The organism is Deltaproteobacteria bacterium (assembly GCA_016183235.1).
In the GTDB taxonomy this organism is placed as follows: Bacteria; UBA10199; UBA10199; order DSSB01; family JACPFA01; genus JACPFA01.
Genome location: JACPFA010000042.1, coordinates 135405 through 153271 on the forward strand (window position 1 = coordinate 135405; position 17867 = coordinate 153271).

Annotated in this window: 17 protein-coding genes; 2 read left to right on the forward strand and 15 right to left on the reverse strand. The window is 43.0% G+C overall.

The window, feature by feature from the left end:
- Window positions 1–9 precede the first annotated feature (9 nt).
- Window positions 10–750, reverse strand: a complete 741-nt coding sequence (locus tag HYU97_10940) for a polyprenol monophosphomannose synthase (GenBank protein ID MBI2337262.1) — start codon at window positions 748–750, stop codon at window positions 10–12.
- A 74-nt stretch (window positions 751–824) separates the two neighbouring features.
- On the opposite strand from HYU97_10940, the gene HYU97_10945 reads away from it, so the two are divergent.
- Window positions 825–2351 (forward strand): glycosyltransferase family 39 protein, encoded by a 1527-nt coding sequence (locus tag HYU97_10945; protein ID MBI2337263.1) that lies wholly within the window; start codon window positions 825–827, stop codon window positions 2349–2351.
- 372 nt (window positions 2352–2723) lie between these two features.
- Here the strand turns inward: HYU97_10945 and HYU97_10950 are convergent, their stop codons facing one another.
- The 13 genes from HYU97_10950 to rpsB all read right to left on the reverse strand — a co-directional run bounded on the left by HYU97_10950 (window position 2724) and on the right by rpsB (window position 14977).
- A complete protein-coding gene (locus HYU97_10950; protein MBI2337264.1) occupies window positions 2724–4256 on the reverse strand; it encodes a 2-isopropylmalate synthase in 1533 nt (510 codons plus the stop codon).
- Between the two features lie 215 nt (window positions 4257–4471).
- Window positions 4472–5320 (reverse strand): CDP-diacylglycerol--serine O-phosphatidyltransferase, encoded by an 849-nt coding sequence (gene pssA, locus HYU97_10955; protein MBI2337265.1) that lies wholly within the window; start codon window positions 5318–5320, stop codon window positions 4472–4474.
- 46 nt (window positions 5321–5366) lie between these two features.
- The gene (locus HYU97_10960) at window positions 5367–5999 is read right to left on the reverse strand and encodes a phosphatidylserine decarboxylase family protein (protein ID MBI2337266.1); all 633 of its coding nucleotides are present in this window, start codon (window positions 5997–5999) and stop codon (window positions 5367–5369) included.
- A 210-nt stretch (window positions 6000–6209) separates the two neighbouring features.
- Window positions 6210–6716, reverse strand: a complete 507-nt coding sequence (ilvN, locus tag HYU97_10965) for an acetolactate synthase small subunit (GenBank protein MBI2337267.1) — start codon at window positions 6714–6716, stop codon at window positions 6210–6212.
- A 366-nt stretch (window positions 6717–7082) separates the two neighbouring features.
- Entirely contained in the window at window positions 7083–7778 is a 696-nt protein-coding gene (tsaB, locus tag HYU97_10970; protein MBI2337268.1) for a tRNA (adenosine(37)-N6)-threonylcarbamoyltransferase complex dimerization subunit type 1 TsaB, read from the reverse strand.
- A gap of 8 nt (window positions 7779–7786) precedes the next feature.
- Complete coding sequence (rseP, locus tag HYU97_10975; protein ID MBI2337269.1) at window positions 7787–9157, reverse strand: RIP metalloprotease RseP; 1371 nt, start codon at window positions 9155–9157, stop codon at window positions 7787–7789.
- 13 nt (window positions 9158–9170) lie between these two features.
- Complete coding sequence (locus HYU97_10980) at window positions 9171–10334, reverse strand: 1-deoxy-D-xylulose-5-phosphate reductoisomerase (GenBank protein MBI2337270.1); 1164 nt, start codon at window positions 10332–10334, stop codon at window positions 9171–9173.
- 4 nt (window positions 10335–10338) lie between these two features.
- A complete protein-coding gene (locus HYU97_10985; GenBank protein MBI2337271.1) occupies window positions 10339–11139 on the reverse strand; it encodes a phosphatidate cytidylyltransferase in 801 nt (266 codons plus the stop codon).
- Window positions 11136–11870 (reverse strand): isoprenyl transferase, encoded by a 735-nt coding sequence (locus tag HYU97_10990; GenBank protein ID MBI2337272.1) that lies wholly within the window; start codon window positions 11868–11870, stop codon window positions 11136–11138. The genes HYU97_10985 and HYU97_10990 overlap by 4 nt, the downstream gene beginning before the upstream one ends.
- Window positions 11863–12414 carry a ribosome recycling factor gene (gene frr, locus HYU97_10995; GenBank protein MBI2337273.1) on the reverse strand — a complete coding sequence of 184 codons (552 nt, stop codon included), beginning with the start codon at window positions 12412–12414 and terminating at the stop codon, window positions 11863–11865. The genes HYU97_10990 and frr overlap by 8 nt, the downstream gene beginning before the upstream one ends.
- Before the next feature lie 12 nt (window positions 12415–12426).
- The gene (locus HYU97_11000) at window positions 12427–13140 is read right to left on the reverse strand and encodes a UMP kinase (protein MBI2337274.1); all 714 of its coding nucleotides are present in this window, start codon (window positions 13138–13140) and stop codon (window positions 12427–12429) included.
- A 26-nt stretch (window positions 13141–13166) separates the two neighbouring features.
- Window positions 13167–14081: an elongation factor Ts gene (locus HYU97_11005; protein ID MBI2337275.1), complete on the reverse strand. Its 915-nt coding sequence runs from the start codon at window positions 14079–14081 to the stop codon at window positions 13167–13169.
- A 17-nt stretch (window positions 14082–14098) separates the two neighbouring features.
- Entirely contained in the window at window positions 14099–14977 is an 879-nt protein-coding gene (gene rpsB / locus HYU97_11010; protein MBI2337276.1) for a 30S ribosomal protein S2, read from the reverse strand.
- A gap of 228 nt (window positions 14978–15205) precedes the next feature.
- On the opposite strand from rpsB, the gene HYU97_11015 reads away from it, so the two are divergent.
- Complete coding sequence (locus tag HYU97_11015; protein MBI2337277.1) at window positions 15206–15994, forward strand: hypothetical protein; 789 nt, start codon at window positions 15206–15208, stop codon at window positions 15992–15994.
- 492 nt (window positions 15995–16486) lie between these two features.
- On the opposite strand, the gene HYU97_11020 is transcribed toward HYU97_11015, so the two are convergent.
- Window positions 16487–17803 carry a PEGA domain-containing protein gene (locus HYU97_11020; GenBank protein MBI2337278.1) on the reverse strand — a complete coding sequence of 439 codons (1317 nt, stop codon included), beginning with the start codon at window positions 17801–17803 and terminating at the stop codon, window positions 16487–16489.
- Window positions 17804–17867: the final 64 nt, after the last annotated feature.

A 17867-nucleotide genomic window follows, 5' to 3' on the forward strand; every position in this document is an offset into this window, starting at 1 on the left:
TAGGCAAGACTAGTAATCAAGTTGTGCACTGTAAGCGCGCCGAAATGCAAACGAATCGCGACGCAAGACAAGCACATTAAGCAGAGCTTCTAAAACAATCTTGAAACCCATTTTTGATTCCCCTTGGCGCCGACTTTTAAAGCAAATGGGCATTTCAACCACTCGATAATTTCTCAAAAAAGTTTTATAAATTAATTCAATTTGAAACCCATAGCCTGACATCTTGAAATTGTCTAAATCAATATCGGCTAATACACTGGCATCAAAACATTTAAAACCACTGGTTACATCCCGAACCTTCAACCCTAAAATAGCACGGGTATAAACCCCGCCTCCCCAACTAATCAATCTGCGAAGCCCTTTAAGCCCAGGAGTTTGGCCACCCTCCACATAACGAGAACCGATCACCAAATCATAATCTTCGGCCAAAGCTAACATTTTGGGTAAACGTTCAATAGGATGAGAAAAATCGGCATCCATTTGAATGACTTTTGTTGCCCCCAAGCGCAAGGCCTGCCGAAAACCCATCACATAAGCCGAGCCCAAACCTTGCTTCCCAGCCCGGTGCAAAACAAACAGCCGTTCAGGGTAATGTTGTCGTAAATTTTCTGCCAACACACCCGTGCCATCGGGGCTAGCGTCGTCAACAATCAACATCTTAGCCTCTGGCAAGACCGAAAAGACCTTTCTTACCAACAAAGGCAAGTTGTCTTTTTCGTTATAAGTCGGAATCACTAAAAATACTGACATAGTTCCCTTTTTTATTTACTTCCTCTCCTACATCTTTTACATTCGACTTTCAAGGAAGAATTCTCAAACCCTCCATGACTTCAAGTGTTGACCCCATTTCAAACGTACTCCCCAAGGGTTGGAAAATATTCATTATTTTTAGCTTAATCACTTTCTTATTTCGATGTCCCTCTTTATTTTGGCCCTACCTCGATATTGATGAGGTGATGTGGGGGCTATTGGCGAACAGTATAGTCGATGGCTCAAGCCCTTACGTAACCGTCATGGGAGAAAAGCCACCTTTACTTTACCTGGTTTATGCTGGAGTTTTTTCGATTTTTGGCAAACACCAATATTGGGCCATTCATCTACTAGGCATGCTTTGGTTCAGCCTTACAGGCTTAAGTGTGACTTATCTTAGCCGACAGGCCGGCGCCTCCCGACTAGCCAGCCTTTGGGCAGGGGTTTTTTATCTTATCTTTGCAAGTGCCCCCGGGTTTCGCATCCTTGCCACCACTGGCGAATTGCTCATGAACCTACCCTTAGTTCTGAGTGCTTATTATTTTTTAAGAAGTTTCAAAAAACAACCTGCTAGCTCGGCTTTTCTATCAGGCATTTTGCTTTTAACCGGTTCTCTCTTTCGCCAACAAGGTGCTATCCAATTTTTTGCCTATTTCATTTTTTTATTCATCGTTCCGTTTAATATCAAGGCTTACTTAACACGCTTAGGTGGTCTTTTGCTTGGTATGGCAACGGTTGCTGCGCTTTGTGTGGCCTATTTAGTCAAAGTTGGGAGTTGGAATGATTTTGTTTATTGGGTTTTTCAACACAACTACCAATATATTTTACAAGGTTTTTCTAATCACAATGTTTTATGGAATTTCTTGACTCAAACCGGTCACGTGCTGCTCATGACAGCTCCGTTGTGGGTTTTAGTGGGTTATAGATTTTGGAAGGAAAAAAAGTTAGAAATTCTGCTTTGGCTCATCTTTGGTTTTTCTTTATTAGCCACAGTGCCAGGTGGGCGTTTCTTCCCCCATTACTTTCTACAAGCCTTCCCAACCCTCTGTATCTTAAGTGCCTTACAATTAGAAAAAATTCTTTCGCTTAAAAACAAACTCGAACGAAGCTTATTTAAAATAACTTTTCTTTACATTGTGCTTTTGGTCTTACGCATTCCTTTTATCGGCTTAGAAATGAAATTAGACGACACGGGTGATTATAGCCCTGCCCTTAAAGTAGTGGGCCATTATATTAAAGAAAGAACCCAAAAACAGGACTCCATTTTTATTTGGGGTTGGGCACAAGGCATTTATTATTATTCAGAGCGCAACCCCGCTGCCCGCTTTATCTCTTCAGACTTCCTAACCGGCCGCTCACCCCGCCAGAACGAAACTCTACAATTCGACACACGGGCCAATATCAACCCCCAAAGTTGGGACCAATTATTTGCTGACTTTGCCAAACAAAAACCTACTTACATTATCGATACCTCCATCGGCAATTACCACGACTATCAACGCTACCCCATAGCCGATTTCCCAGCCCTACAAAATTACCTGAGCGACCATTACCAACTCGAAACCCGCCTCGAAAACATGGATCTTTACCGATTAAAATGAAAGATTCAGCCCAAGGCTAAAAATATTTGTGTGAAGTCTTTTCGAGGGAGGGAGAGGTCAATTGAGAGCCTTTTAGCGCAAGAGGTCAGATCCTTCGCCAAACCTCAGGACAGGCTCCGGAGGGCTATAAAAATTTTATTGTTTTTTTGAATTAGAGGATGACGAAGGAATACTCTAATTCAATTAAAAACAAAAAATTTTTTAGCCCGAGTAGGCTGACCGGGCGCGGGCTCTCAATTGACCTCTCCCTCCCTCGAAAAGACGTGGCCCTATTTGCAGACGAAATGAAGAATGAAAAGGAAGATTGCCACGCTCGGCATCATGGGTCCCCCGGTCAAGCCGGGGGATGACAAAAGCAGCTCGCAATGACATTTATATCCCTTTTTGGGATACTTTTTCAAATAGGATCAATCGATTGAGCGCGTTGATGTAAGCTCGGGCGCTGGCTACTAAGATGTCGGTATGTGTCCCTACTCCGCGGACTTCTTTCCCGTTCTCTCGAATCACTACCGTCACTTCACCTTGCGCATCAACGCCGCCGGTAATAGAACTGATTTGAAACTTCATCAACTCACTACGAGAATGAGTGAGCTTACGCAAAGTCTTAAAAATCACTTCTACCGGGCCCTCACCTTTATCCGAACCCTTTACTTCTTTGCCTGCAACATCCAGGCTGATCGTTGCGGTGGCCTCTTGATCAGTACCACTGGTGACCTGTAAAGATTTAAGAGTGTATTTATCTTCCCAACTATGACTTTGCTCAGACACTAATGCAACTAAATCATCGTCGAAAATTTCTTTTTTACGATCAGCCAGGGCTTTAAAGGCGGTAAAGGCACTATTGATTTGGGTTTCATCTAATTCATAACCCAATTCTGACAAACGAGTCTTAAAGGCATGCCGACCCGAATGTTTGCCCAACACCAAATTACTTTTAGACCAGCCTACGGATTCAGGGGTCATGATCTCATAAGTCATTTGATGTTTAAGAATACCATCTTGATGAATACCCGCTTCGTGGGCAAAGGCATTTTCTCCAACAATAGCCTTATTAGGTTGCACAGCCACACCCGTAATTAACGACAATAACTTCGAGGTGGGATACAACTGCTGGGTTTTCAGATTCGTATCGCATTTCATTAAATCACCACGCACTTTTAAGATCATAGCAATTTCTTCCATCGAGGCATTACCGGCCCGTTCACCGATGCCATTGATGGTGCATTCCACTTGTCTTGCCCCAGCTTCAATAGCCGCTAAAGAATTAGATACGGCTAGGCCTAAGTCATTGTGACAATGCACACTAATGATGGCCCGATCAATGTTAGGGACCTTTTGTTTTAAATATTGAATTAATTTCAAATATTCACTTGGCACGGTGTAACCCACTGTATCCGGAATATTAACGGTCGTAGCCCCAGCTTCAATAGCTGCGCTAATGACCTGGCACAGATAATCCCGATCGCTACGCGTGGCATCTTCAGCCGAAAATTCTACGTCGGGCGTGTAGCGAACCGCATGAGCCACAGCTTGTACCGTATCTTCTAACACCTGCTCGCGCGTCTTTCGCAGTTTATGTTGCAAGTGAATATCGCTGGTTGCAATAAAGGTATGAATACGAGGGCGCTTGGCATAACGAATGGCCTCCCAACAACGATCGATATCTTTCAAATTGGCTCTTGCCAGGCCTGCAATGGTTGGCCCTTGGACCTCTTGGGCCACTCGCCGCACGGCCTCAAAGTCACCTTCCGAGGCGACGGGAAAACCTGCTTCAATGATGTCTACATTCAGCTTGGCCAATTGCCGCGCTAGCCTTAACTTTTCTTCAATATTCATACTAAAACCCGGGGACTGTTCCCCGTCACGCAAGGTGGTATCAAATATTTTGACAATGTCCTTGACCATAAAAAACTCCTTAAGCTTTAATTAGTAACACACTATCTCTTTTTGCCGCAACTGCTCTCTGGATAGTAACTAATAGACCTCTTGTAGAACCGTCGCGAGCGACCCAAGGACAAGGCGGGGCGGGGCCCCGAAACCGCAGCGTATATGGAAATACGTGAGGATTTTGGGGTGCCCCAACGAAGTCATTGGGTCGCGCAGTAGGTTATGCAAGAGGTCTAATGAATAGATTGTAGGGATTCTGATTCATAGGGTGGCGTGGGGCCACCAAGCTCGAGGGTAAGTTCTTTGCTAGGGCTTTTGGCCACAAAGATTTTTTGCAAGACATATTCTACCATGCCGCTAGCTGTATAAATCAAACACGCAATAAAAACAAATTCGTGGGGAGAAATAATGAAAAAGAAAATCACCACGGCTAAACCCACCAAATAAAAAAATGATGCCCGCCGCCTAGAAGTAAACTGTTTAAAACTGCGATAAGGAACATTGCTCACCATCAACAAAGCAGCTAAGATGGTTAAACTCAAAAACAAAACAGATTTGCCGGGCATTGCCCTTCCAAAATAGTGATGATAAAAAATCACATAAGTGATCAACAAACCTGCCGCCATGGGAATAGGTAGCCCTTGAAAATTCTTGCGTTCAACATTGACCGATTGAACATTATAACGGGCTAGCCGCATGGCCCCACAGGCAAAAAACAAAAAGGCAGCAGCGACCCCGATACGAGGATAAGCTTGTAAAGACCAACTATAGGCCAACAAAACAGGTGCCATCCCAAAACTAGCCAGATCACATAAAGAATCGTATTCAGTTCCGAAATCGCTACTCGCTCGAGTTAAACGAGCGATGCGCCCATCTAACATATCAAAAATACCCGCCACAAAAATTGCCCAAGCTGCTACATAATAATGGCCTTTCAGGGTTTGAACAATTGAATAAAAACCACAAAAGAGACTGGTGGTGGTAAAGAGATTGGGCAAAATATAAATGCCCTTCCGCATGTCGTAGGTACGGCGGTTGCCTCGTTTAAGCCGATTAAATTTTCTAATTTTAAATTTCTTCATTTTTGATTATTTAACCTAAACGATCCCTTATAATCGATCTAACCCCTCAAGACAATCCCATTTTAGCAAGCGGTGTACGGCCCGCATAAACTTTATCGCCTACCCCCACTAACACCTTCCAATCATTGGGGAAATAAAGCTCCATCCGGGAGCCAAATCGAATCATCCCATAACGCTCGCCTTTTTTATATTCATCCCCCACCTTGGCATAACAAACGATCCTCCTCGCGATGAAACCCGCGATTTGCACAAAGGCAACCCTAGCCCCATCAAGCCCCTTTAGCCAAACTGCATTGCGTTCATTATGCTGCGAGGCCTTATCTAAACTGGCATTAAAAAATTTACCGGGATGGTATTCGATCTTCTCTACCGTCCCATCCATAGGCACACGATTCACATGAACATTGAACGGGCTCATAAAAATACTGATACGCTGATGAGGTTCATTGAAATAAGGGCTGCTGGTAAGTTGTTCTATTTTTAAAATCCGCCCATCGGCCCCTGTCACCATGAGGCTAGAATCGATTGGTGCTTGGCGTTCAGGATCACGAAAAAAATTAATCACAAACAATGACACTAAACTAAACAACACCCCCACCATCCAATGAACCAAATACGCCCCCACCGCCAACCCCAGCGCCAAAACAATAAACCAAATTCCTTCTTTCGCTATTTTCATATAATCGTTGCTCTTGCCATATATAAATGATGCTTTTAAAAAATCTTTTAAATGGGCTTAAGGCTGGAAGGGGTTTGTCGGAGGCTTTCATATCTATGGCTATAATACCATGAAAGCCGAGACTTTGAGTGCGCCCAGGGGCCATAACCCCTGGGCGACACGGACCCCTGGAAGCCTTAAGCCCATTTAAAAGATTTTTTAAAAGCCTCCTTATGTCTGTCGAAATGCGGTCTTACCCTTTCCAATAGCAACCCGCCCCGTCCTCACAACTTCAATCACCCCAAACGCCTTGAGCTGATGAATGGCTTGATCGTTTTGATCAGGATGATTATGCAGCATCGCAATAATCGCCCCTGATTCTTCATCTAAAATTTCACCTTGAACCTCACGAATAATTTTCAAAACTTCTTTTTGATTCTTATGATCGGCCTTAGCCTTCACTAAAAGCAACTCCCTACATAAATAGTCTTCTTCCCGCACCACCACAACTTTAGAAATATCTTCTAATTGGCTTAACTCTTGCACCATTTTTTCTAGCACCGCAGTATTACCCTTGGTGACAATGGTGATGCGAGAAACTCGTGGATCATGATAGGTGGGTGCTACGGTAAGGGCATCAATATTATAACCATGCTCACCAAAGAATTTTGTGATGCGGGCTAAGACACCAGCAGAGTTGGCCACGAGGGCCATGAGGGTATGGGTTAAAATTTTCAATTTTTTAAAAGATTAATCTTTAAGTTCGGTAGGAAGATAAAATTTGCTCGATCTTAGTCTTTCCTACAAGTTTATTCAGTTGCAATTGCTTTTTCTTGGTTTTGTCCTCCGGTGTTAAATAAGGTTTCCGATTTATTTTCTCCAATTCGCGTTTTAGTTTAAGGTGTTCTTGCCATAGACTTTTTAACTCAACGTTTTCTTCAGTGTGCGATGTAATCAACGCTTCATCGGACGGATTCATGTTCATGAAGACCTCCAGATATAAATAAAGATAATTGGATTTAGAAAGAACGACTAATTTTGATTGTAATCATTTCTTTTAACTTGAAAAGTGCTAAATATCACACTTAGCGTAAGACTTTGATTTTATTTAGTTTTTAAAGAGGGGCCGCGGAGATAATAAGCACTCAATGCTTTTGCATTCATGAATAAACCGGCTTGATAGCGCCCATGAGCCAAACAAAGCACGCTGGGCAAATGCGGTTCATGCCCTATCTCTTCGGATGGCAAAACTTTAATATTAGAATTTTTTGCTAAAAACTTTTCGTGAAGTAAGGCTCCAGACCCAAAGGTTAAAACTTCTGGCCATCGCTCAAGTAGCTTAGGCAATTCATCAATCTCGATCACCTGGCTAAAATGAGGTTCTAAGCAATCGATAGAAGCATGAGGGCCAAAAGCCGCTGCGTACACCTCTTGGCTTCTGGCCACCAGGCATGGCACCAATAACGGTGAATTTTTGGTTAAGTGATAACAAGCTACGGCCTCTAAGGTGTTAATGGGAACAATGGAACGATTAAAAACCAGCGCAAAGGCTTTCGTAGCTGCGAGGCCTATTCTCAAACCGGTATAAGAACCCGGCCCTACTAAAACTACCAGGTAATCAAGCGCGCTTAAGCTCCATTGCGCCTTAGCTAAAAGTGCATCGATCTCTAAAAGTAAATTTCTTGAATGCGGGACTTTATGCTGTCGGTTTGACTCTTCAAGCATAACCTTCCCATCAATAGCCACGCTTAAGTTTAAGGATAAACCGGTGGTATCGATATATAGAGCCTTATCTCCCATGCGAATCACTAAAATAAATTTTTAAGGGAAGAAAATATTTTTCCAAAACCCCATTGGCGATTAATATCATTAATGGTTACAAAAACCATTAAAGCTAGTAATAATACCAAACCGATTTGCTGAAAAATCAACTTCAACTTTAAAGAAAGCGGTTTTCTAAACAAGGTTTCATAAAGAAGATAAACCACATGACCTCCATCGAGCACCGGCAAGGGCAAGAGGTTTACGACCCCTAAATTAATACTTAAGAAGGCCAAGAAAAAAATAAAATTACCCAAGCCTCGTTCAGCTGCCTTAACAGTACCCACGGCAATTTGCACCGGACCTGCTAAAGCTTTAACCGAAACTTTAAGCGTAAAAAGATTTTTAAGTACTTCTAAGGTTTTAGTGAGCAAAAGGGCATTTTGCCGACTCCCCTGACGAAAAGCTTCCACCAAACCATACCGCCTAAACGTCTCTTGCAGCATGGGCTCAATGCCCAAAACATAATAAGTTTTATCGGCGTCTTTCATCGCCGCTGGCGTAACCATGATTTTATGAAAAACTCCCTCCCGAGACAAACTCACCTCAACAGGTTTGTCGCCGTATTGATTCATCAACTCACTGATTTGCGACCAATGTTGAATTTCTTGGCCATTCAATTTGAGAATTCGATCGCCGGCTTTTAACCCCCCCTGCTCGGCTGGAGTGTCAGCTCTCACCGCTCCAATTTGCGGGGGAATGAAAAAATCAGGATGAATCCCAATGTCGGGCATTTCTTCTTTACCCAACTTTTCAACCTTAAGGGAAGCCTCTTGCGGTTTGCCATTTCTGTCAAAAACCAACCGCACGTCTCTGCCTTGGGCCAACGCTAGTTCCCATAGCACCCCTTCCCACGTATCGACGGTCTTGTCCTCAATAGAAATGATACGATCGCTAATCTGCATCCCTACTTTATCAGCCGACGACCCTGGCCGAACTCCTACCAATACTGGTGGTTCGGTTAAAAATTTAGGTTGCGTAACTCCAATCAGAAAAACGATGGGCATGAGCAACCAAGGCAAAAGCAGGTTCATGCTTGGCCCACCTAAGACAACTAGCATTCGAGCCCAAATCGGCTTGTTTTCAAAAGAACGTGGGTCGGTAGTCACCGCCGGTTCTTCCTGGGCAAAGTCATCTTGCCCGGTCATTTTTACATAACCACCCAAGAAAAAGAGCATTGAAAAACAGTATTCAGTTTCACCCTTTTTAAAAGAAAATAACTTAGGGCCAAAACCAATGGAAAAACGTTCGACCCGAATGCCATTGAGTTTGGCCATAATGAAATGACCGGCTTCATGGACTAAAATTAAAAGCCCCAACCCTAAAACAAAATATAAAATCATCAATAATGTTGACATGAACACTCCTGGTCTAATTTAAAACATAATTTCTGGTAACTCGCTCGGCTTCAAACCTTGCCCATTTATCAATAGCCAAGATTTCATCGACTGAAGCCGGCTCACAACTTTGATGCTTCTCCAAGGTGGCTTCTACCACGTAAGGAATGGCCGAAAAACCAATCTTTTTTTCTAAAAATCTTTTTACCGCTACTTCGTTAGCTGCATTCAACACCGCAGTGTAAGACCCGCCTTTCGAAAGTGATTGCCGGGCCAATTTAAGACAATTAAATTTTTCATAATCGGGGGGGAAAAAAGTAAGCGAGCCAATTTCAGTCAACGAAAGACTTGGCAATGAATTGGGCAACCTTTCAGGAAAACTTAAAGCATAGGCAATAGGAACGCGCATATCGGGGATACCCAGTTGTGCCAAAATAGAACCATCATGAAATTCTATCATGGAGTGGATAATACTTTGTGGATGAATGACAACCTCGATTTCTTCTGGTTCTAAATCAAACAACCACTTCGCCTCGATCACCTCCAACCCTTTATTCATAAGTGTTGCAGAGTCGATGGTGATTTTAGCCCCCATCGACCAATTGGGGTGTTTTAAGGCTTGCTCAACCGTGATAGAAGAAAATTCATCCCTTGGCTTATGCAAAAAGGGCCCTCCCGATGCCGTGATAATAATCTTACGTAGTTCATCACGGTTTTGGCCCACTAAACATTGAAATATGGCACTATGTTCGCTGTCGATAGGAAGTAGAGTGACTTGTTGTTTTTTTGCGACTTGGGTCATGAGCGAACCTGCCACCACCAACGTTTCTTTATTAGCCAGCCCCACGGCTTTTTTAGCTTTCAAAGCAGAAAGGGTGGGTTCTAGCCCTGCTGCCCCCACAATTGCAGAAATTACCATGTCTGTTTCTGGCAAAGTAGCCACGGTAATATTGCCTTGCATCCCGCAGCCTATTTCTGAAAAACCGTTTCCCAATTGAGCTTGTAACTTTGCAACATCTTCTGCTTTGCCTACTGAAACATATTGAGGTTTAAATTCTTGAATCTGTTGCACTAACAAATCCAAATTTGAACCACAGGCGAGCCCCGCCACTTTAAATTTTTCGGGATTATTCCGCACCACATCTAATGTAGAAGTACCGATCGACCCCGTACTACCTAAAATTGAAATAACTCGCATCAAATCAAAAACCTTTCAAATATTTGGCATAGTAATAAACAACTGGGGCGGTAAAAAGCAAGGCATCGACTCGGTCAAGCACTCCCCCATGCCCTGGAATAAGTCGCCCACTATCTTTTAAATTCACGCTTCTTTTGATCAAGGATTCTGAAAGATCGCCTAATGGCCCCACTAAACCGCTGATGCAACCCACGATCAGACAATCCCACAAACTTAAATAACGCCAAAAAAATATTTTTACGATCAAGGTGGCAATTAAACTAAAAAAAACTCCTCCCACCAAACCTTCAACGGTTTTCCCAGGGCTAATCCGCGGAGCTAATTTATGCCTACCTATCATATGCCCCACCAAATAGGCCCCACTATCGGCCAAAAAAGTTGAGGCTAATAACACATAGACCCACATCACGCCTTGCGGCAGGGCACGAATCAAGCCCACATGGGAAAAAAGAATACTAATATAAAAAACACCTAACAGGGTGAGGCTGGCCTGTTTAACTGCCAAAGCAGGGTCTTGCTTTTGGAACAGATAAAAAGAAAGACATAAGAGCAGCACCCCCGCAAAAAGTGGCAACATAGGAGGCGCCGGAAAAAATAAAAATAATATTGAGAGTAAAATGGTCAGAAGCATGGCCCAAAAAAAGCCCAAAGAAGGGTGGGGCAAGGTAATACAAAAAAATTCATAGGCCGCTAAAGACAACACAATCAAAAGCACAGCATTAAATAGAGGGAGGGGTGCCCAACCTATGAAAGCGCCTACCGACAAACCTAAAATGAGCCCCGTTATAATACGAACCTTCGTCACAAATCTTTTTCTCCAGCTTGAATTTGCTGCGAGGTTTTACCAAACCTCCGTTCTCGTTTTTGAAATTCAAGAATGGCCTTTTGTAATTCTTCCCGATTAAAATCGGGCCAAAGGGTATCGGTGAAGTATAACTCAGAATAGGCTAATTGCCACAGCATAAAATTGCTAATCCGATATTCACCACTGGTTCGAATAAGTAAATCTGGGTCAGGAATAAACTCTGTATAAAGTTGAGAACAAAATTCTTCATGGGTAATCACCTTGCCAGGGTTACCTTCGGCCATGGTTTTGCGCAGTAAACGATTCACTGCATCTAATATTTCCATTTGAGAACCATAAGAGAGGGCTAAAATGAGTGTCATCTTCTGACCATGACGAGTTTCAAAAATGGTTTTCGTTAATTCTTTTAAAATAGGTTCGGGTAATAATTCTAATTGGCCAATCGCCTTTAACCGAATACCGTTGCGTAGCAATTTTTCTCTTTTAAGTTGTAAAAATAATCTCAACAATTCCATGAGACCCATAACTTCTTCACTGGGCCTCGACCAATTTTCTTGGGAAAAGGCATAAAGGGTTAGATACTCAATGCCTAAATCAGCCGCATAAGTAACAATATCTTCAACAGCTTCAATGCCTTGGCGGTGCCCCTCTAAGCGGTGCAATTGGCGCATCTCAGCCCATCGACCATTGCCATCCATGATAATTGCAATGTGGTGGGGTAAATCAGACATGCATAAGGTCTTTTTCTTTTTTTGCCATCAGCTCATCGATCTTATGCACATAATCATCGGTACATTTTTGGATTTGCTCGGAAAGTTTTTTAATTTCATCTTCGGAGTGGGCCTTTTCTTTTTCAAGCTTTTTGATTTCATCCATAGATTCACGACGCACATGGCGAACACTCACCTTGCCATCTTCACCATATTGCTTGACCACTTTAACTAATTCTTTTCGGCGTTCTTCGGTAAGTGCTGGAATAGCAATGCGAATAATTTTGCCATCATTAGAAGGAGACAAGCCTAAATCTGATTTTAAAATGGCTTTTTCAATTCCACCAATCACCGATACATCCCAAGGTTGAATGAGAATCAAACGCGATTCAGGAACAGTCAGGGTGGCCACTTGATTAAGAGGGCTTAAGGCACCATAATACTCTACTCGAATATCATCGAGTATTGCCACATTGGCTCTACCGGTACGCACCTTTGATAGTTCATTGAGAACCGCTTCTAAAACCTTTTCCATTCTTTGTTTGGTATGAGTTAATATTTCCATATTGCCTCGCTATTAACTTACTTTAGTACCAATGCTGTGACCACAGACTGCCTTTTTCATATTTCCCTTTTCAAAGAGATTAAAGACGATAATGGGCATTTGATTATCCATACAAAGGGAAATAGAAGTAGAATCCATCACTCGCAAATTTTTATTTAAGACTTCTAAAAAAGACAACTGATTAAATTTAACCGCATGCTTATCTTGCATAGGATCACTCGAGTAAACACCATCAACTTTAGTGGCTTTTAAAATCACATCGGCCTGAATTTCCATGGCTCGTAAGCTGGCCGCAGTATCGGTAGTAAAAAAAGGATTACCGGTCCCAGCTGCAAAGATAACCACTCGTTTTTTTTCTAAATGGCGAATGGCTCGCCGCCTAATATAAGGCTCTACCACCTGATTGATCCCAATGGCTGATAGTACCCGAGTATAAACCTTAACATTTTCTAAAGCCCCTTGCAGAGCCATGGCATTGATAACCGTGGCCAGCATGCCCATATAATCGGCACTAGCCCGATCGATCCCGCTACTTTCAGCATTGGCCCCTCGGAAAATATTACCACCCCCCATCACGATAGCAATTTCTACCCCTAAGGCATGAATCTCTTTGATTTCCTCAGCAATTTCTTTGACCACGGGGAAATCAATACCTAGGCCCTGCTTACCCACCAGGGATTCACCACTCATTTTTAATAAAATTCTTTTATAGGCTGGTTTTTCCATTGATTCATCTGTCATTGTAATCCACGTCAGCTAGCTTGGAGTTTAGCCACTTCCTCTGCAAAACTTTCTTGTTTTTTCTCAATACCTTCACCCACTTGAAAACGCACGAACTCTAGAATTTTAGCACCTTGATCAACGCTTTTCAAATAATCAGAGATTTTTTGTTTGCCATTAGGGTCGCGAATATAAATTTGATTTTCTAAACAAACTTCATCGTAGAACTTTTTGATTTTACCTTCTAAAATTTTTTCTATAATTTGAGCAGGTTTCTTTTTATCTTGTTCTTGTAACGAAGCCTGATAAATTTCTTTTTCTCGAGCCAAAACATCGGCTGGCACGTCACTCGCTTGTAAATATCGGGGTGCCATGGCAGCAACGTGCATCGCAAGATTTTTTAAAACTTCGGAGTTTGCATCTTTTAGCCCCTGCACTTTAACCAAAACCCCAATTTTATTGCCCATGTGGGTATAACTCCCCGCCTGCTCGTCGGCCTTGGCCTCATACCAAGCAAAACGACGAACCGAAATATTTTCTCCAATCACGGCAATTAATTCGGCAACCCGGCCACCCACACTCACACCCTTATGTCCCACGAGGGGGGCCGTTAATAAGGCATCGAGACTTTGGGGTTTACTTTGTAGGATGGTTTGGTTGGTTTGAGATAAAAATTGCAAAAAGTCTTCGTTTTTGGCTACAAAATCAGTCTCGCAATTGATTTCAACGAGGCTGGTACATGCACCATGGTTTTGGATATTAATCAAACCATCGGCTGTAACCCGACTCGATTTTTTAGCGGCCTTTAATGTACCTGCCTTGCGTAAAAAATCGATCGCCTTTTCTAAATCACCACCCACTTCAAGTAGGGCCTTTTTACAATCCATCATTCCTGCTCCGGTTTTTTCCCGGAGGGTTTTTACTAACTCAGAAGTTATCGCACTCACAGGTACCTCTAATCACTTTAATCTTGATGTTGTTTTTCCATGGTAATGGCTTCAGCTTCTACGATGGGCTTGGCACTATAAACATCGGCTGTTGCTTCTTCGTCTTCTGAGGCCTCCGGCTTAGCCACATAGGCATCTGCTTTTCTGCCTCCCGTTTCACGGACTGCGGGTTTTTCTTCAGCCTCCACGGCATTTCTACGTGCCTTGGCTTCTCTTAACGACATTCCGGCCAAAACCGCATCGGCAACTTTACTAAAAAATAATTTGATGGAACGGGTGGCATCGTCGTTACCAGGAACCACGTATTCAATGTCATCGGGATCACAATTGGTATCGGTAAGGGCTATGACGGGAATACCCAGACGTAGGGCCTCTTTAAGAGCCAAATGTTCTTTGTTCGGATCGATGAGCACCACGAGTTGTGCAACTCGATTCATTTCTTTGATACCCGACAGCGATTTTTCTAAGCGTTGAATCTCGCGGTCGATTCTTAATTTTTCTGCTTTTTTCAGATCTTCAAAGCTACCATCTTCTTTACCCTTGATTAGCTTTTTCAAACGATCAATCGAGGCCTTAACCGTGCGAAAGTTGGTTAAGGTGCCACCCATCCAACGGTTGTTGACATAATACATACCACAACGTTCAGCCTCGGTTTTAACAAGGTCTTGGGCCTGGCGTTTGGTTGCAACAAACAACACCTCTTGGCCTTCACCAACAGACTCCGCAATAAAATTTAAAGCTGCTTGGAAAAGGTTAGCTGCCTTGGCAAGATCAATGATGTGAACCCCACCTCGATCGCCATAAAGAAAAGGTTTCATTTTAGGGTTCCATCTTTCTCTTTGATGACCAAAGTGAAACCCTGCTTCGAGTAGTTCTTTAATTTCGATTTTAATCACTGTTATGCTCCTTGGGTTAAGCCGCCGGTTTGACTGGTTTAAACTCTCTATTTTTAAATAAAAACAGAAAGACCCATTAAACCATTACTTTAATTTTGCCAAACCGTGTGTTATTAAGTTATATTAAATACCCTAGTTCTTTTAGGGATTTGAGCCCTATCATAACCTTGGATATTTGCGCAATAGTTTAAGTAAAAGTATCTAATTTTACTCAAAGGGATCTTCAAGATGCTAGGCCTTTTCAGAAAAAGACTCTACTTAACCCTAAACCTAGGGTTTTCTTTCCTTTTTATCTTAGGTTATTTTGCCAATATTGGGTTGTCTAAACCCCTTTCAGATTGGAAATTCTATCAAAAACATGGGCACAAAGATTCTAAGTGGAATAATTTTGTCGAAGAGGGTTTTACCGCTTATGACATTGCTGATTGCACAACCACACTTCAAAAGCTCCAAGAGGCTATAGGGCTTGGTTGCCAAGACCCGATTGTATATTTCAAATTTGCGATCTGTTCAGAAGCAACAGGGAGTATTTATTCTGCAACCCAATACTATGAATTAGCAGCCAAGGGGTTAAAATCGCTCAAAGCATCCCATCCTTATCAAAGAGAAATTCATGAAAACTTTGGGCGTTTGCTCTTTGCTCAAAAAAAATGGACTCAAGCCTTTGAACAGTTACGCACCGCAAGTTCGGTAGGCAATCCCAGCTTTGCACTCTTTTTCATGTTGGCAGAGCTTTACTCGATGAAAGGAGAACATGACTTAGCCGCCGAAAATTATTCCAAGGCTATCAGCCAGCCCACCACCAACATCAAACCCGAAATGTTAGGCAAGGCCTATCGTGAAATCGCCCGCGCCTTGCTCAAACAAAAAAACTACTCTCAAGGTTTAGAATTTATCAAACGAGCCCGCGAACTCTTGCCCAACGACCTCGACCTAACCACCCTCTACAACCAAGCAAGCAGTGGCCTCCAACAAAACCAACTCATCCAAACCCTGGAATCGTTCAAGACCAAATAGATGCCTGAGAAGTGTCGGCAGGGAGGTTTTTTTGACCGTCGCTACAGCGGCGACCCTAATGGAGTTAGCCGTCACGGAATCCTTCCGCGTTCCGCCTTCGGCGGCCTCGGCTTTCCATGACGGCTAACTCGCATTGGGGGCCCCGCCGCTTCCGCGAATGGTCAAAAAAACCTCCCTGCCGACACTTCTCAAGCATCTACAATATTTAATATTGGCAGTAAAAGTTAGATTTGACCGGGGTGGCCAAGCAGGCAACTTAGAGGGTGACGAAACCCTTTGCGCGAGAACGACGAGTCATGAGCATCAAAAAAATGTTGGTTTACTGAAGTTGGAGGATGACCAGAGGGAATACTCCAACTTCATCGTAAACCAACATTTTTTTGATGCGAATACGAGGAGTCCTTCGCCAAGCCTCAGGATAAATTCCGCGCGGGTTGAGGAACCCTCCAAGTTGCCTGCTTGGCCACCCCGGTCAAATCTAACTTTTACTATTTAAGGTGAATTGGGCGCGGCACCGGTTACGTCTACGGTTGTTCCGGTAGGCCCGGTGCTTGGGGATCCACCGCCGCCCCCCATCAAAGCCACCCCCACTCCCGCCCCCACTAAAACTGCCCCTAAGATCCCCCACAACACGGGCGACTTAGCCAAAGATTTTTTCTTTTTACTGCCAATGACAATCACATCGCCTGCCTTACCCTTTTTGACTTCTTTATCAGCCGCCTGAGCTAAAAAGGCCGCCACCACATTAGCGGCCGAACGCACATCGTTTTCAATATCCCCTACCTCTACATTTTTGGTGGCTTGCATCACTTTTTGATTGATATCGATCAATTGAGTTTCAATTTTATGTTTCCAACCTATGGTATCGACCCTAACCAAAATGAGTTTTTGTGCACCGATCGACTTAGCAACCTCCAAAGCCCTTAGTTGAATTGAAGCTGGATTCTCGGTTGCTGAAGCCATGATTCCATCTTCGCTGCGCAAGGCCGTGCCTACTCGCTCTAAGTTAACTGTGGTAACAACTTTTTTCCCTTTCACAACTATCTTTTGGTTATAATTTTTATAGCCATCTTTATAAACACTCAAAAAATGTTCGCCATCTGGATAAAGTAGATTTGAAGAGTTTGTTTGTAAAACTCCATTAACGTAAACTGAAGCACTGCTTGGCTGAACATGAACCTCAAGGGGAAATGTCTTGGCAAAATCTTGTTTGGCCTTCGCTTGCACATCGCTATAAAAACGAAGGGTGCTAGGAGAAAATTTTTCAGGCAAAGGTTCGTAACCTGGAGCTAATCGAATGGCCTCACGAAAGGCCTTTTCTGCTTTCTTTTTATTACCCATCCCCAAATAAATATTACCCAACAACTGATAGGCATCGACTAAATGAAATAATCCCGCACTTTCTTGGCTGCGATAAGTTGCAATGGCCTTTTCTAAAGAATCAATCGCAGGAGCAAAGGCAAAATTGGCATAATGATTTTTTGCTGCATCAATAGCCTGATCAAAATTTTCACCACCCTGGCTAGTATCGGAAAGTGGGAGATGTAATAAGGCTTCTTTAATTTTATCTTGACCCACTAATTGAAAAGTCTCTTTGAGAGAAAACTCATCGTGCATAACATCCAAAACCCCTTTCATGACCTTAGGTTTGGTAGCGGGGGTATAGACACCCAAAATGGCGGTGGTATAGATTTGCTTGGTTTCTGCCGTGGCACGCGGGGAAGAAAAAGGAAAAATTAGAGATAAGATCAAAGTGATAATGAGTAGTCGACTCGACCAAATAAACCGCTCTACTAATTCAGTAGCCATATGGCACCTCCCTTGTCTATGTCTCGCCTATCGTATATCTGCCGATTTGAAAAGGGGGAAAAAA

What these genes read in the sequence shown, in the direction of transcription:
- HYU97_11000 (MBI2337274.1), bottom strand. Translation starts at nt 13,140, where the DNA reads ATGGAAAAACCAGCCTATAAAAGAATTTTATTAAAAATGAGTGGTGAA.
- HYU97_11015 (MBI2337277.1), top strand. Translation starts at nt 15,206, where the DNA reads ATGCTAGGCCTTTTCAGAAAAAGACTCTACTTAACCCTAAACCTAGGG.
- HYU97_10940 (MBI2337262.1), bottom strand. Translation starts at nt 750, where the DNA reads ATGTCAGTATTTTTAGTGATTCCGACTTATAACGAAAAAGACAACTTG.
- tsaB (MBI2337268.1), bottom strand. Translation starts at nt 7,778, where the DNA reads ATGGGAGATAAGGCTCTATATATCGATACCACCGGTTTATCCTTAAAC.
- HYU97_11020 (MBI2337278.1), bottom strand. Translation starts at nt 17,803, where the DNA reads ATGGCTACTGAATTAGTAGAGCGGTTTATTTGGTCGAGTCGACTACTC.
- HYU97_10945 (MBI2337263.1), top strand. Translation starts at nt 825, where the DNA reads ATGACTTCAAGTGTTGACCCCATTTCAAACGTACTCCCCAAGGGTTGG.
- frr (MBI2337273.1), bottom strand. Translation starts at nt 12,414, where the DNA reads ATGGAAATATTAACTCATACCAAACAAAGAATGGAAAAGGTTTTAGAA.
- HYU97_10990 (MBI2337272.1), bottom strand. Translation starts at nt 11,870, where the DNA reads ATGTCTGATTTACCCCACCACATTGCAATTATCATGGATGGCAATGGT.
- rseP (MBI2337269.1), bottom strand. Translation starts at nt 9,157, where the DNA reads ATGTCAACATTATTGATGATTTTATATTTTGTTTTAGGGTTGGGGCTT.
- HYU97_10980 (MBI2337270.1), bottom strand. Translation starts at nt 10,334, where the DNA reads ATGCGAGTTATTTCAATTTTAGGTAGTACGGGGTCGATCGGTACTTCT.
- pssA (MBI2337265.1), bottom strand. Translation starts at nt 5,320, where the DNA reads ATGAAGAAATTTAAAATTAGAAAATTTAATCGGCTTAAACGAGGCAAC.
- HYU97_10950 (MBI2337264.1), bottom strand. Translation starts at nt 4,256, where the DNA reads ATGGTCAAGGACATTGTCAAAATATTTGATACCACCTTGCGTGACGGG.
- HYU97_10960 (MBI2337266.1), bottom strand. Translation starts at nt 5,999, where the DNA reads ATGAAAATAGCGAAAGAAGGAATTTGGTTTATTGTTTTGGCGCTGGGG.